This is a genomic window from Campylobacter concisus, from assembly GCF_015230015.1.
GTDB lineage: Bacteria > Campylobacterota > Campylobacteria > Campylobacterales > Campylobacteraceae > Campylobacter_A > Campylobacter_A concisus_AF.
Map to the genome: position 1 here is coordinate 19,719 of NZ_JAAKZC010000021.1, position 11,237 is coordinate 30,955.

The following is an 11,237-nucleotide window of genomic DNA, read 5'->3' on the forward strand; positions in this document are numbered from 1 at the left end:
TTTATTTAGACGGCTTTGCTCCTTTTTATGGTCATCAAAAAGCCAGTTATTATTAGTAAAACGGCTATCACGCAAGAGATGGCAAAGACGACCTGACCGACCTCGCCAAAGATCTCTCCAGTATGCACACTAAGCACTTTTCGACCCGCCTTTTTTGCCTCTGGGATGCTTTCAGCCTTGCTAACAAGCTTATTTTCTTTTATCTTGCCAGCGCTTGCGTCAAGCTTTAGCTTGCCTACCTGACTCTCGGCAGTTTCGTAGTTTATAGTGTAGGTGCTTTGGTTGTTTTCAGGCACGTTTATCGTGAGTGATTTTAGCTCTAGCGTGACATTTTCTTTAAAAATTTGCTCCGCAGACTCGATCTCTTTAAATTTCTCGTTACTTATCGGGATCAAATTTCGCTGCGGTGCTGATTTTTTCATCTCGCTTGGTTTTAGGTCGAAAAATATGCTATTTACGCTGCTTCTGACCCAGCCATAAGACCAGTAAAGGCCAGTTAGCGACATCACGATAAGCAGGATCGCCACGTAGGTGCCAAGGCTCGTGTGGAGGTTGTAAAAGCAGGCGTAACCCTTTGTGTTTGGCTTGATTTTTAGTGAATTTAAGAAATTTCGCTTGATCGCTGGAGCGTAGAGGATGAGGCCACTGATGGCAAGCAGCGCCATGATGATCGAGCTAATGGCGACTATTTGCTTGCCGATGTCGGCTGGGACCTTACTATCAAGCAGGGCAAGGCCTAAATTTCTATGAAGGCTTAGGATGGTGACGCGAGCTTTTTCGCCCCAGTCCTCGCTTATCACATCGCCACTTCTTGGATCGATAAAGAAATTTAAGAGCTTTTTATCTTTGGTGACGCTGATGCTATAAGCTTTGTTTTCGCCGCCGATTTGTACATTTTCAAGCGTGTCAAATTTGATCTCGTCTTTTGCCTTGGCTAGAATTTCGCTTAGGCTTAAATTTGACTTTTCACTGGGCGCTAAATTTATATATTTGTCGTTTATAGCCTCTTTTATCTCGGCTCTATACGAGGCAAATGGCGCCATAAGCGTCATGATAAGTAGCGGTATAGCCGCGAGCAGGCCGATTATTAGGTGGATGTTGAAAATGATTTTGTTACGCTTAAAAAGCATATATCTCCTTTTAGATTTTAATAACGAATATTAATTTGTTTTTTGTTAAGCGGAGATAAATTTGGTGATAAATTTGCTATTTATTTTGAGCGATCGGCAGGAGATACTCAAAGGTTCTAATGGCTGCGTTTAGATCCTTTTTGTTTAGAGATTTAAACGGCTTTAGCAGGTGGTAGAGTGGTTTAAATTTTACTATTAGTTGCAGCGAGCGCGAGTAAATTTGAGCTCCGCCAGCGTTAATGTATTCACTAACCACTTCTTTTACTATCTCATGTGAAATTTTTTGTCGGTAGAGCTCGTGTATGAAAACTAGTAGGTCTCGACTCTTTTGAAGTTCTATGTCGTGAGTAAAAAATTTTGACTCAAAGTCTAAGAACTTGACCTCGTCATTTTTTATGGCGATATCCCTAAGTGCTGGGCGTCCATGTGCGAAATTTAGAGCGTGGAGTCCAGCTAGTGCGCGGGCTGCTTTTAGTAAAATTTCGTATTTAAATTTTTCATCGTTGCTATACTTTAAAAGCTGAAAGATGGGCTCTCCAACATCTTCTATGACGAAAAACACATCGCTTTTTAGCACGAGTTTTGGTGCAGGGGCATTTGCTTCGTTTAAAATTTCAAGCTTTTTTATCTCAGCAGCAAATGATTTATAAGGATTTGGCTTGAAAATTTTAGTCAAAAAGCCACCTTCGATGATCTCTTCAATGCGTTTTAACCAAAATTTTTGCCCATCAAATTCAAAGCTGAAAACGCGTTCGTCACTGTGGTTTTCTAAAATTTCATTTACATATTGTTTTAAATTCTGCATTTCGTAATATATCGGAATAATTCTGAATTTTTAAATAAGAATGATGCGTAATTTAGTAAAAAATGGTGAAAATGTATTAAGTAAAAAGAGAAATAAAAATCATGGTGGAGTTAAGCGAAAAATGATTTTAGCTTTAAAGTCCGTTATTATCGTATTTTTAGAAAATTAAAAGCAAGAATTTTTACACTCAAACTTACACTCAAGCTTTTAAGGTTTAAGCGCTTAAATTTTTGGTTATGAAAAGTTTAGTTTTCAATACAAAATAATTGTAAGTGCCTAAAATAGGGGATTGTAAAGTAGTAAAGTTAAATGGTTTAAGTTTCGGACGCTTAAAGTGGTCGTTTTGGCTTAAGAAAAATTAGTTTTCATCTCTTTTTTGCTCGAAAACTTAATTAAGGTTATTTTGTGAAACGTTATCGCTTTTATACGTTTCACGCTTCCCACTCGTTAGCCTTGTAAATGCCTAAAAGTTTAATGGCATCTTTGTCAATTAAGTAGGGTATTACATAGCCTTTTGCGATTAGCTCTCTTTTGTCGTCTGTTATCGCTCGTCCTAGTTGTGGATTGTCGCTCAAAAGCTCTACAGCGTCCAACAACTTACTTACAAAACCCCCCGCCCGATTTGGGCTATCTTTTGCGATAAAGTCAAATACAACCCTTAGCTCGAGGTTAAAACGTGCCGTGCGCTTAATTACCATTTGGCTATCTCATCACGTATTCCCTCCAGCGGATAGGTTTCAAGCTCTCCACGCCTGATAGCTTCAACGTCCGCTTCATAATCGCTAAAGCGTGATTGATATTTAACCTCATCGCTTAGGTTTAGCTTCACGCCGTCAAATTTAGCTAGCGTTATTAATATCTCTCTTGCTTTTTTTATAAAATCGGCGTCATCTGTCCGTATGGTTAATGTCTGCATTTGTAACCCTTTCTTTTGATTATTTTAGCTTGTATTGTTAAAAGGTGGCTTAGTATTCACTTTTTGGCATTCACTTTTATTTATTAACTGCCTGCCTTATACGCTTATTTCGTGCTTGCTAGTATTCGCATAGTATTCACTTAGGCGCTCATTTCTATTTTTGATTTTTGAGTTTTTGCCGATAGTAGCGTTTTTTGGACTTCAGCTGAGCGCTCATTTTTTTGTTTGCTTTTTTAGCGGTAACTTTTTGCCTTTAGTCTTGTTTTTATCGTTATTTGTATGGTAACTTTTCCCACTTGCTTTTTTAAACTCGTCTGATGCGACTTTTTGCATTTGGGAAAGCTTTCGCCGTTTCTTTGCTGTTTTTATGCTTTGGTATTTAAATAAATAGCCGTTTCTTTACATAGCGTTTTTTACATATCGTTTTACGCTCGCCTTTGCTCTGTCTGGCTTCATTCTATTTTGCATAATCCACTTGTAAGCCTCTAGTGGCAAAGCGTAAATTTTGGCTAGCTCATCATTGTATTTACTCACTTTCATAACTCTTAAATTGTTAATAATAGTTTCGTCCGTGTAAGGGCTATTAAATACTTTTAGGATTAAAAAGGCTATTTCGGTTAGGTAATAATCATCTGTTCGCTTTTCCCAGTTTGGGTAAAACTTATCAAGGATTTTAAAAAAGGTATCTAGCGTATTAAGCTCTTTTGGTAGCATTGTTTTAGTCTTTTTGATTTTTTTAGTATTTTATGAAAAAGGCTGTTTATTCTCTCGTGAAGTGATGAGGTTAGGGGCTAGCCTTGCCCCCTTAGATTATGATTAGCTTGCTCGCTTGCTTCTTTGTAAGCTCGCACCTTTTAAGGGCTTATGCCATTTAAAAATCCCTTTGGCTTCTAAGGGATTATTTTTGTTAAAGTCATCTTTGCTTTTATCGCTAGGGCTTAGGCGGTCAAGCTGTCTTTTTAAGTGCTTTACTTGTGCTTCTGCGTGCCTGAGTTCGTTAATGTAATAATCTACGAATAGCCACGCCTTAGCCCCTGCTTGATAAACGGCTTCATCTCTGCTAACGTTCTCGCTTTGCTCTAGTGTGCTTATTAGCTCATCAAAGCTTTTGGCTTTTTCAAGCTCGTATAACTTTACGTATCTTTTAGCTGTCATTTTCTTTGCTCCTTAGTCGCTTTTGTGTCTTTTAGCGCATAATCATCAAGCGTAGAGGCAATATCGAGCAAAATGCCACTTAGTAGATAAGTAGCGTTTAGTCTCTCTTTATCGTCTATGCTCTCGTGTTTATTTGCTAGTGCTAGCATTAACGTTGATACTTGTCCTAATACGCAAGTTATTTCAACGCCTAACTCAAAATTCTTATTGATTTCGTTAAAAACTAACTTCATTTTTGTTCCTTTAGTGATAGTTTGCTTTTTAGCTCTGCGTTTTCTTTTTTTAACTCGTTAATTTCATCAAGTGCTATTACGTAGTCGCTTACCATTTCCCCTAGCTTTTCGCTTTTTTGCTTTAGCTCGGCTTTTAATTGCTCGTTTTGCTCCTCTGATTTGGCAAATAAAGCGTTTGTTCTGCCTAGGCTTTGAAATGCCCTATCTCGTTCGCCTTTTAGCGCATGGCTCTCATAAAATAGCGAGTATGCTACATCATAAAGCGTTTGTTCGCTTGCCTCTGTGTTGCCGTTGTTCTGCTCGATAACAAACTCATGAAACCTTTTAAACATTGGTCTGTCTGAATTGGTTGGGATTAACATTTGTTGCTCCTTTAAAAGTATATTTACGCTATTAATTTTAAGTAAAATCATATTGTAACGATACTTAAAAGATTATTAATTAAAATAGCGTAACAATATTTAATTTTGATTTTTTGTTGTGTTATGCTATTATTTTACGAAAAATAAAGGCTTAAAAATGGATAAAAACGAATTTCAAAGCTTGTTAAATAAAGCTGGCATTAACAAAAAGCGTCTTAGTGAGCTATCTGGTATCCCATACGCTACTGTTAATGCGTGGGGGTCTCGCACGCCTTACCCACCTTATTTAAAATTTATGCTTGAAAATTACATTAAATCGCTTGATATGGATAAAATCGTTGAAGTAGTCAAGCCCTACACTGAAAGCAAAGAGGATTAATATCATTTTGTAACGTTACACGTGTCACCCTCTAGGGTGTCAGCTGTGGCATCATTTAAAAGCTACTGGTATTTAATTCCCCTAGCTCAACTCTGATCTTGGCTCTAACTGCGTAAAATACGATATTCTTTAACATTTAGGGGCATTTTTGATCTCGCTAGTCTTGCTTGTTTCTTTGTTTGCGACCCTGATTTTTTTAACCGCCGACCCCGATTATTTTTAGCCCCCTTGATAATTAATTTTTTTACTTAAGGATAAAGGGAGATTTTTTGTAACAAAAAGGTCATTGTAGGGTAGTTTTACTAGGGCACACTATACGTTCGTTTTCTTAAATTGCTATTTTCGCTCGTGCGTGGCTTGCGTGCTAAGCTCTAGCCCCTCGGTGCTGGCTTTGATTTTGACTTATACAAAAAAGGGTAAAAATAGCCAAAACAATGGTAGAGAGTGAAACGCTTTGCAATACCCTTTTTTATAAAACCTTAAGCAAGCAAAAAAAGGGCTGTTTTGGCTTAAGGTTAAAAGCCGTTTTCGTTTTTTTGTGAAATCCATTTTTTTACTAGGTTTCCCCTTTTTTTGTGGATAACTTGCCTCCCTTTTTTTATGGAGGCGGATATAATCCACCCCTTTGGCTGCTGTCATCGTTTCAGAAAAAACTGAAACGATGAGGTAGATTAAATCTAGGTCATCTTTTGCGTTTCACTTTCAAGCCTCGAGCTTCGACAATAGGGCTGTTTAGGTTTCATTGTTGGAGCTGGTTTAGGGCTTCACTACGTAAGCCAAAAATTAGGCTAACGCATAAAAATATCCTGCGTTGAGGTAATGAGCCAAAATCTCGGCTAATTATGCTCTTAGCTCTCTCTTGTTTTCTTTTGACTTGTAGGGCTTGATTGTGCCTTGCTCTTTAGTGGTCTTGTCTAGTATGGATTTAAACTCATCTAGGGCGTAAGGGAGTTGTAAATTTAGCCTTTGTTTGAGTGGCAAGGGGTTATCTTTACTTTTGGGATTTATGCTAACTACGGCTTCGGCTCGGTAAATAGGCAAGTTTAGATTATTCTTTTTTGCTTTGTCATAAAAATACACTCTACTTAATACATCGTTGTTTTTTAGATACTTGGTATTCTCAAAGCTAATAACCTCATCACAAAAAGGGTCAAGGTTAAAGGGGCTATCCTTATCAAAACAAAGGTCAAGAGATGAAACGTTATTAATCACGCCTAGGAGCTCCGCTATTAACTCTTTGGGTGGTGGTGTCTTGTTATACTGCCTAAGTCCATAAACTTCAAATAACGCCCTTTGTGGTTCATTGCCTGACGATTTTAAAGTAGCGTAAAAAATAGGCAAGTCACTAAGCACATAAATATTTACTATCTCATAATCTCGAAACTCATAACGGCGCTCTATCTTGACGGCTTTTGCTGTCTGTTTATCTAGCTTTTGCCATTTTTTGCCATATTTTCGAGCGATCGATTTTAAAAGGTCGATTTTTTTATGGGTCTTTTGTGTGATAGCCTTTTTATAAAAAGTCGCCCTTATGGTGTCTATGTAAATTTTGCTCTCGGCTGTGTTGATAATGCTTGCAAGTTCTGCTAAAATATTCATTGAAATTAACTTTTAAAGGGCGGTTTGTCTGCTCCGCCCTTTTTGACTTAACTATTTATTTTTTATTGCATTAATCAACCTCTCGGCTAGCTTTACTTGTCCTTTCGGTGTTATTAGAGTGATAAGGTCTAAGCATTGCTCGCCGTTTGGCTTTGTAAAAGGTCGTGTTTTGCGTCTAAAATAGCCCATATTTAGATACTTTTGCAAAGGTTCGTTATTAAACATTAAAATCCCTAGTTCTCGCATTAAAGCGAATAAACTCTTTTGTCCTATAATTACGCCTTTATTTTTATCACAAAGGATTTTCGCATATTCGCCTATTTTAATATCGCCTTTGCTGCTTTCAATTGTCTTAGCATATGCAATATAAGGCTTATTTTCTATCGCCTGAGCTTCTAGGCGTTTATTTTCCTCTAGTGTATCGGCATATCTTAGAGCTAGCTCAGCAAGTGAGCGAGGATTATCTAAAAAATCTTGAATAGTAGTAGGGCGGTTATTGCTGTTTAGGATAAAATCGCTCGCCCAGTCCCTGAATAAAATCGTCTGTGGAGTTTCGCGCAATTTAAAGCCCAAAGTAATAACGCCCTTTTTCGTCCAAAATGTCTTATCCGCGCCACCGTTACAATTTGTCACGGTGTAAAAATGCACGCTCTCTTTAAACTCGTTTCTAGCCTTTTGTTGCCTGATAGCTTCCTCACTTACGCCAAAACCCTCGGCTACTTGCTTATTTGATAAGCTCCACGTGTCTTGATACTCCAAAACTTCTAAATCTAAATTATTAAACGTTACTATTGCTTTCATCGTTGTATCCTTGTTCTGTTAATTCTCTTACTTGCTTTCTTAGGTTTTTGTTAATGTAAAATAGGTCGTAAGCCATATTTATTAACCCCTGTGGTGCTTCTTTCACACTTGAAACGCCGTAAGTTCTTAAATGGCTAGTAAATTCTTTTATCTTTTGAGGCTCGATAGCGATTATCGCTCCGCCTTTGCCAGCTGTTGTTATTTCTAACCTCATCTTATTATCCTTTCTTGCGTTGAGGTGCGTTACTCGACGGCTTAAAATTTAGCCGTCGTATTTTGTCCTCGAGTTTATTAATCTCTCCTGCTAGTTGTAGCGATGTATCGTAAAAGCTAAGGGCTAGGTCTAGGGCTTCATCGGTCTGCTTGCTAGTTTCGCCCTCTTTTATGGCTTTAAATAGGCTAAGGTTACGCTCTTTTACTATTAGCATAAAGCCTAAATAAAAATCCTCCTCGCTCATATCGTTATATTTTGGCGTGTAGGCGTTCATCTTTCGCCCCCTTGTGGTAATGGTCTGCCCTCATTTTGTCTTTTGTTAATAAAGGCTTCTACCTCATCTCTTTTAAAGCGTTTTGTAACATTTGTGAAAAAGATAGGTTTCGGAAAATCGCTTAATTTCTTGTATCTGTAAAGTGTTGATACGCCTACGCCTAAAAGCTCCGCCGTTTCTTTTGAGCTTAGTAATGTTTTATCTTGCATTGTTTATCCTTTTTGGTAATTTTTCAAAATAATTAAGCCTGAATGCTTGCAAGCTTGATATGCTTAAATTGATTTGATGTAAGAATATTAATAAATAAAAATATTAATAGCTAGTAGAAAAATAGCGTTAAAATCGATGTTAGAAAAATAAAAGATATTTGTTTTTTAATGTATGTTTTTAAAAGATTGCATTAGTTTTAATGCAAAAAATAAATTTCATACATTGCTTTCGATGTAAGAAAATTTTAAAGGCGTTTTTTATGCTTCTCTGTCGGATTTTATCCGTATATTTGGCTTATTGTTAAAAATGTTTCTTATAGTAACCCTTAATTGTGTTATTGCTTTGGCTAACTCTAGGGGGCTAATATTATTATTCTTTTTTCTTTCGTTTAGAAGTTCAAAAAAAGATTTATCAAATTTTTTGTTTGCTATTGTAGGTGTAATATTTTCATCTTTTTTATAAAAATCAATTTTTGAGTAAAGTCCGTATATTAAATCATCTATGTTTTTACGCATTTTTATCTCATCGGGATACATAGCCTTTTGGTCCTCTTCGTCAATATCTTCACCCATAAAAAAATCCTCTTTTATATCGTATAATGCATTAATAGCTTTTTCGATTTTTTTAAGTAGGCGTTCATCTCTTGTTTGTTTGCGTTCTTTTTTCTTGGCTATGGTTTCTAAATCTTGAATGTATTTATTTATGGTAAATTTGGCGGAATAATCTACGTAAGTATTGCCCTCAGTATTAAAATCTTTTAAAAAAATTAAACTTTCTTTTAACTCATAAATACTAGCCTCGCTTTGAAATTGTGGGTATTTATTTGCATATCGTGACAAAAAATTTAATAAATCATCTTTTAACATTATTTTATCCATCTCCATTTTTAATAATTCATTTAGGGCGATTTTGTTCTCTGTCATTGTTTTTACTCCTTTACTAAACCATCTAAATAATCGCTCCACCACTGCATTAATTTGGCTCGCTCGTCTAGCCTTTGGCTTCGGTCGTAAATAGCTTTTACACTGCTTCGCTCTTTGTGGTCAAGGCAAAGCTCTATCACGTCGCTACTAAAGCCGTGATTTTTGATGTTTTCATTTAGTAGGGTGCTTGCTGTCGTGCGTAAGCCGTGAAAAACCATCTCATCGCCAAAGCCTAACCGCTTAATCGCTTGGTTGAGTGTGCTATCGCTTAGCGGCCTTGTTGCGCTTATGCCACTAGGAAAGACAAAATCGCCCCTTTTATGCTCTAGCATTGTTTTTAAAAGCTTCTTGACCTGCTTGCTTATTGGCATATAAAAAATTTCTCTTAGCTTCATCGCCTCGCCTGGAAATGTAATTAAATCATTCTCAAAATCTATGTATTGCCATTTTAATTCTCTCACGTTTGCACTACGCAAAAAGGTATACACGCCAAATATTAATGCCTGCTTGGTGCAAAACGAGCCTTGATACTCCTCTATTGCACCTAATAGCTCTTTTAGCTTTTTAGGTTCTGTTATGGCTTTAAAGTGGTTATTTGTTGAGGTTTTGAAAGCGTCGTTAAAGATAATATCCCTTGTTGGGTTATGCTCGATGTAGCCTTTATTTACTGCTAAGTCTAAAATCTTACGGAGTAGCCTAAAAGTTCTTAACGATGTTTCGTGCGTTATGCCCCTTTTTGCTTCTCGTGCTTGTATCTGCTCTATTGCGTGCGCGTAGTCCCTGCGTTTTAGCTCGGTTATGGCTTTATCGCCTAGATATGGGGTTAGATTTTTTTCGATACGTCCGATTTGCTTATTAAAAGCGATTAGCCCTTTGCTCTGCTCTTTGTCTATCCACTCATCGGCTACGTCTTTAAACGTGATAGCCTTTTGCTTGGCCGTGGCCGTCTGCAAGTCCTCGCCCCTATCTCTTAGCCTCTCTAGCTCCAAAGCTTTCGCTCTTGCTTCTGCTAGCGTGATACTTGGATATTTGCCTATTTTGATTTGCTTTGTCGTCCGCTTCTCGTCGCTCTCTTGATACTTGAAATAAAATGTTTTGGTGGTTTCTTTTTGGGTCTTGTATGCAAGCACATATAAAAATTTCACTCCGTCATCTTTTACCCACTCACGATTTTTATTTTTGAGTGTAAATTTTTTTAGTGCCAAATCGTTCGCAAAGCTTGCCATTTCGTAACCCTTAATTTTGAGTGTAAAAAGTTAGAAAAAAAATTTTTTTACACTCAGATATACACTCAAAAGAGTGATATTAGATGAAATGCAATGATAAGAAGTGAGAGCTTAAAAAGTGATAAAAGCCCTAAACTTGGGCTTTGAAAGGTGTTTTTTGACAAGGTTTGAAAAGCCCTGAAAACGTCACTTGGTGGAGTTAAGCGGGATCGAACCGCCGACCTCTTGAATGCCATTCAAGCGCTCTCCCAGCTGAGCTATAACCCCAAAAAAGATTTGGTATTTTATCTTTTTATGCCTTACAATATTTTGAAATTTGCATTTTACAAAATAAATTTTTAAGCAACTTTTGGGTAACATTGCAATTTTTAATGCGGGAATAGCTCAGGGGTAGAGCACAACCTTGCCAAGGTTGGGGTCGCGAGTTCGAATCTCGTTTCCCGCTCCATTAAATTTTGCCCGAGTGGCGGAATGGTAGACGCAAGGGACTTAAAATCCCTCGGTAGTTTTTACCGTACCGGTTCAAGTCCGGTCTCGGGCACCACCTAAAAGTGGCGACATGGCCAAGTGGTAAGGCATGAGCCTGCAAAGCTTTGATCCCCGGTTCGAATCCGGGTGTCGCCTCCAGACTTCAAAAAACCAAATTAAAGGATTAACAATGAAAAAGTTGTTTTTAATCGCATGTGTGGCATTTTTTGCGGTAGGTTGTTCAAATACTTGGCACGGTGTAAAAGAAGATACTCATAACGCCAAAGAATGGACTAAAGAAAAGATCAATGACGGAGCTAGCTACGTCAAGGAAAAAACAGAATAATTTTTTGGTGGTTATAGCAAATTTTAAGCAAAGTTGGCTATAATCACAAATCTTTAATCGGGAGATGGCTGAGCGGTCGAAAGCGGCGGTCTTGAAAACCGTTGAGGTGTGAAAGCCTCCTGGGGTTCGAATCCCTATCTCCCGGCCACTTTACTTCAATCTTATTCAGGTTTTTTAAAAATTTAAATTATAAAAA

Annotated in this window: 17 protein-coding genes and 5 tRNA genes; 6 read left to right on the plus strand and 16 right to left on the minus strand. The window is 37.4% G+C overall.

The window, feature by feature from the left end; translation table 11 throughout:
* Positions 1-5: 5 nt before the first annotated feature.
* From G6W42_RS09465 to G6W42_RS09500, 8 genes are all read right to left on the minus strand, one after another.
* Positions 6-1,130, minus strand: coding sequence for a PepSY-associated TM helix domain-containing protein (locus tag G6W42_RS09465; protein ID WP_194173809.1), 1,125 nt, complete (start codon positions 1,128-1,130; stop codon positions 6-8).
* A gap of 76 nt (positions 1,131-1,206) precedes the next feature.
* Complete coding sequence (locus G6W42_RS09470; protein ID WP_194173810.1) at positions 1,207-1,935, minus strand: spore coat protein; 729 nt, start codon at positions 1,933-1,935, stop codon at positions 1,207-1,209.
* A 431-nt stretch (positions 1,936-2,366) separates the two neighbouring features.
* Positions 2,367-2,633 (minus strand): type II toxin-antitoxin system RelE/ParE family toxin, encoded by a 267-nt coding sequence (locus G6W42_RS09475; RefSeq protein ID WP_194173811.1) that lies wholly within the window; start codon positions 2,631-2,633, stop codon positions 2,367-2,369.
* Entirely contained in the window at positions 2,627-2,851 is a 225-nt protein-coding gene (locus tag G6W42_RS09480; RefSeq protein ID WP_194173812.1) for a hypothetical protein, read from the minus strand. The genes G6W42_RS09475 and G6W42_RS09480 overlap by 7 nt, the downstream gene beginning before the upstream one ends.
* A 399-nt stretch (positions 2,852-3,250) precedes the next feature.
* Positions 3,251-3,565 (minus strand): hypothetical protein, encoded by a 315-nt coding sequence (locus G6W42_RS10605; RefSeq protein ID WP_242042738.1) that lies wholly within the window; start codon positions 3,563-3,565, stop codon positions 3,251-3,253.
* A 102-nt stretch (positions 3,566-3,667) separates the two neighbouring features.
* On the minus strand, positions 3,668-4,006 hold the full coding sequence (locus G6W42_RS09490) for a hypothetical protein (protein WP_194173813.1): 339 nt from the start codon (positions 4,004-4,006) through the stop codon (positions 3,668-3,670).
* Positions 4,003-4,239: a hypothetical protein gene (locus tag G6W42_RS09495; protein WP_035169955.1), complete on the minus strand. Its 237-nt coding sequence runs from the start codon at positions 4,237-4,239 to the stop codon at positions 4,003-4,005. Before G6W42_RS09495 ends, G6W42_RS09490 begins: the two co-directional genes overlap by 4 nt.
* Positions 4,236-4,601, minus strand: coding sequence for a hypothetical protein (locus G6W42_RS09500; RefSeq protein ID WP_194173814.1), 366 nt, complete (start codon positions 4,599-4,601; stop codon positions 4,236-4,238). Before G6W42_RS09500 ends, G6W42_RS09495 begins: the two co-directional genes overlap by 4 nt.
* Before the next feature lie 157 nt (positions 4,602-4,758).
* On the opposite strand from G6W42_RS09500, the gene G6W42_RS09505 reads away from it, so the two are divergent.
* A complete protein-coding gene (locus tag G6W42_RS09505) occupies positions 4,759-4,980 on the plus strand; it encodes an XRE family transcriptional regulator (RefSeq protein ID WP_194173815.1) in 222 nt (73 codons plus the stop codon).
* An 840-nt stretch (positions 4,981-5,820) separates the two neighbouring features.
* Here G6W42_RS09505 and G6W42_RS09510 read toward each other — a convergent pair.
* From G6W42_RS09510 to G6W42_RS09545, 8 genes are all read right to left on the minus strand, one after another.
* Positions 5,821-6,579 carry an aspartate carbamoyltransferase gene (locus G6W42_RS09510; protein WP_194173816.1) on the minus strand — a complete coding sequence of 253 codons (759 nt, stop codon included), beginning with the start codon at positions 6,577-6,579 and terminating at the stop codon, positions 5,821-5,823.
* 51 nt (positions 6,580-6,630) lie between these two features.
* Complete coding sequence (locus tag G6W42_RS09515) at positions 6,631-7,380, minus strand: phage antirepressor KilAC domain-containing protein (RefSeq protein WP_194173817.1); 750 nt, start codon at positions 7,378-7,380, stop codon at positions 6,631-6,633.
* Positions 7,358-7,594 (minus strand): hypothetical protein, encoded by a 237-nt coding sequence (locus G6W42_RS09520; RefSeq protein WP_194173818.1) that lies wholly within the window; start codon positions 7,592-7,594, stop codon positions 7,358-7,360. Before G6W42_RS09520 ends, G6W42_RS09515 begins: the two co-directional genes overlap by 23 nt.
* Positions 7,595-7,598: 4 nt before the next feature.
* On the minus strand, positions 7,599-7,868 hold the full coding sequence (locus tag G6W42_RS09525) for a hypothetical protein (RefSeq protein ID WP_194173819.1): 270 nt from the start codon (positions 7,866-7,868) through the stop codon (positions 7,599-7,601).
* A complete protein-coding gene (locus G6W42_RS09530; RefSeq protein ID WP_002940639.1) occupies positions 7,865-8,077 on the minus strand; it encodes a helix-turn-helix transcriptional regulator in 213 nt (70 codons plus the stop codon). The genes G6W42_RS09525 and G6W42_RS09530 overlap by 4 nt, the downstream gene beginning before the upstream one ends.
* Positions 8,078-8,335: 258 nt before the next feature.
* On the minus strand, positions 8,336-9,001 hold the full coding sequence (locus G6W42_RS09535) for a hypothetical protein (protein WP_194173820.1): 666 nt from the start codon (positions 8,999-9,001) through the stop codon (positions 8,336-8,338).
* Between the two features lie 5 nt (positions 9,002-9,006).
* The gene (locus tag G6W42_RS09540) at positions 9,007-10,227 is read right to left on the minus strand and encodes a tyrosine-type recombinase/integrase (RefSeq protein WP_194173821.1); all 1,221 of its coding nucleotides are present in this window, start codon (positions 10,225-10,227) and stop codon (positions 9,007-9,009) included.
* A 191-nt stretch (positions 10,228-10,418) separates the two neighbouring features.
* A tRNA-Ala gene (locus tag G6W42_RS09545) sits at positions 10,419-10,494 on the minus strand.
* A 106-nt stretch (positions 10,495-10,600) separates the two neighbouring features.
* Between G6W42_RS09545 and G6W42_RS09550 the strand changes: the two genes are divergently transcribed.
* The 5 genes from G6W42_RS09550 to G6W42_RS09570 all read left to right on the plus strand — a co-directional run bounded on the left by G6W42_RS09550 (position 10,601) and on the right by G6W42_RS09570 (position 11,189).
* Positions 10,601-10,675: transfer RNA gene (locus tag G6W42_RS09550), tRNA-Gly, on the plus strand.
* A 9-nt stretch (positions 10,676-10,684) separates the two neighbouring features.
* Positions 10,685-10,771 (plus strand) — tRNA-Leu (locus G6W42_RS09555).
* 9 nt (positions 10,772-10,780) lie between these two features.
* Positions 10,781-10,854: transfer RNA gene (locus tag G6W42_RS09560), tRNA-Cys, on the plus strand.
* A gap of 31 nt (positions 10,855-10,885) precedes the next feature.
* On the plus strand, positions 10,886-11,041 hold the full coding sequence (locus tag G6W42_RS09565; RefSeq protein ID WP_194173822.1) for a hypothetical protein: 156 nt from the start codon (positions 10,886-10,888) through the stop codon (positions 11,039-11,041).
* A gap of 58 nt (positions 11,042-11,099) precedes the next feature.
* Positions 11,100-11,189, plus strand: a tRNA-Ser gene (locus tag G6W42_RS09570).
* The last annotated feature ends 48 nt before the right edge of the window (positions 11,190-11,237 follow it).

Bases quoted from the DNA above. Each gene is read 5' to 3' on its own strand.
- G6W42_RS09515 (WP_194173817.1), bottom strand. From the start codon at position 7,380: ATGAAAGCAATAGTAACGTTTAATAATTTAGATTTAGAAGTTTTGGAG.
- G6W42_RS09500 (WP_194173814.1), bottom strand. From the start codon at position 4,601: ATGTTAATCCCAACCAATTCAGACAGACCAATGTTTAAAAGGTTTCAT.
- G6W42_RS09475 (WP_194173811.1), bottom strand. From the start codon at position 2,633: ATGGTAATTAAGCGCACGGCACGTTTTAACCTCGAGCTAAGGGTTGTA.
- G6W42_RS10605 (WP_242042738.1), bottom strand. From the start codon at position 3,565: ATGCTACCAAAAGAGCTTAATACGCTAGATACCTTTTTTAAAATCCTT.
- G6W42_RS09530 (WP_002940639.1), bottom strand. From the start codon at position 8,077: ATGCAAGATAAAACATTACTAAGCTCAAAAGAAACGGCGGAGCTTTTA.
- G6W42_RS09495 (WP_035169955.1), bottom strand. From the start codon at position 4,239: ATGAAGTTAGTTTTTAACGAAATCAATAAGAATTTTGAGTTAGGCGTT.
- G6W42_RS09470 (WP_194173810.1), bottom strand. From the start codon at position 1,935: ATGCAGAATTTAAAACAATATGTAAATGAAATTTTAGAAAACCACAGT.
- G6W42_RS09505 (WP_194173815.1), top strand. From the start codon at position 4,759: ATGGATAAAAACGAATTTCAAAGCTTGTTAAATAAAGCTGGCATTAAC.
- G6W42_RS09540 (WP_194173821.1), bottom strand. From the start codon at position 10,227: ATGGCAAGCTTTGCGAACGATTTGGCACTAAAAAAATTTACACTCAAA.
- G6W42_RS09525 (WP_194173819.1), bottom strand. From the start codon at position 7,868: ATGAACGCCTACACGCCAAAATATAACGATATGAGCGAGGAGGATTTT.
- G6W42_RS09490 (WP_194173813.1), bottom strand. From the start codon at position 4,006: ATGACAGCTAAAAGATACGTAAAGTTATACGAGCTTGAAAAAGCCAAA.
- G6W42_RS09480 (WP_194173812.1), bottom strand. From the start codon at position 2,851: ATGCAGACATTAACCATACGGACAGATGACGCCGATTTTATAAAAAAA.
- G6W42_RS09565 (WP_194173822.1), top strand. From the start codon at position 10,886: ATGAAAAAGTTGTTTTTAATCGCATGTGTGGCATTTTTTGCGGTAGGT.
- G6W42_RS09510 (WP_194173816.1), bottom strand. From the start codon at position 6,579: ATGAATATTTTAGCAGAACTTGCAAGCATTATCAACACAGCCGAGAGC.
- G6W42_RS09535 (WP_194173820.1), bottom strand. From the start codon at position 9,001: ATGACAGAGAACAAAATCGCCCTAAATGAATTATTAAAAATGGAGATG.
- G6W42_RS09465 (WP_194173809.1), bottom strand. From the start codon at position 1,130: ATGCTTTTTAAGCGTAACAAAATCATTTTCAACATCCACCTAATAATC.
- G6W42_RS09520 (WP_194173818.1), bottom strand. From the start codon at position 7,594: ATGAGGTTAGAAATAACAACAGCTGGCAAAGGCGGAGCGATAATCGCT.